Source organism: Streptomyces sp. AC512_CC834 (assembly GCF_019049325.1).
Classification (GTDB): domain Bacteria; phylum Actinomycetota; class Actinomycetes; order Streptomycetales; family Streptomycetaceae; genus Streptomyces.
Map to the genome: position 1 here is coordinate 1 of NZ_JAGMUO010000107.1, position 383 is coordinate 383.

General features: G+C 68.7%; 1 pseudogene. It reads right to left on the reverse strand.

Annotation, left to right across the window (positions count from 1 at the left end):
- A pseudogene (locus tag KUM40_RS34865) lies at positions 1 to 260 on the reverse strand (sugar phosphotransferase); the annotation flags it as partial.
- Between the last annotated feature and the right edge of the window lie 123 nt (positions 261 to 383).

The window sequence follows — 383 nt, forward strand, 5'->3', positions numbered from 1 at the left end:
CGGTTGCGCCGCGGCGCGACCAGCGCATCGGCCAGCACCTCGGCAGACGCCTGCGGCGACACCCTCGCCAGCTCCGCCTCCGCAGACGGACCCGCCAGCAGATCAGCCCCGTCCCGCCAGAACTCCACATCACACCCGGCCCGCGGCCCCGCCAACACCTGACCCACAGGACCCAACCGCACCACACCGAAACGCAGCACCGGAGCAGACGACAACCCCTTCGGCCACACCTCGTCCGCAAACAACGAAAAGTCCGTCACCCCACCAGAACGAGGCCGCGCCGCAAAAACAACACTCCCCCCGTACAACGAACGCATCGACGCCAAAAACGCCTCACGATCCGCCGCCCGCACACCCACCGACCACGACACCCGCGACACACC